This window comes from Corynebacterium glyciniphilum AJ 3170 (genome assembly GCF_007673095.1).
Taxonomy (GTDB): domain Bacteria; phylum Actinomycetota; class Actinomycetes; order Mycobacteriales; family Mycobacteriaceae; genus Corynebacterium.
In genome coordinates, this window is sequence record NZ_VDYZ01000419.1 from 1 (window position 1) to 221 (window position 221).

1 pseudogene is annotated in these 221 nt (G+C 61.1%); it reads right to left on the minus strand.

Features of this window, described 5'->3' with window-relative positions:
- Nucleotides 1–29: 29 nt before the first annotated feature.
- Nucleotides 30–221, minus strand: a pseudogene (locus FS507_RS20195) (hypothetical protein); the annotation flags it as partial.

Below are 221 nucleotides of genomic sequence, written 5' to 3' on the forward strand. Positions count from 1 at the left end.
AATTTCTTTCCACTTCTTCGCACGTTGTCTCACCTCACCCCCTCCACGATCTCCTCTCCTCTCCCCACCCACCCCTCCCCCTCCCACCCCCAACTACTCCACCATTCCCATCCGCCCTCCCTCCTCACACCATCATCACATCCCCCTCCTCCAACTCCTCCACCGTCTCCTCCACCTCCTCCTCCTCCAACCCCCCCAACACCCACATCCTTCACATCCCC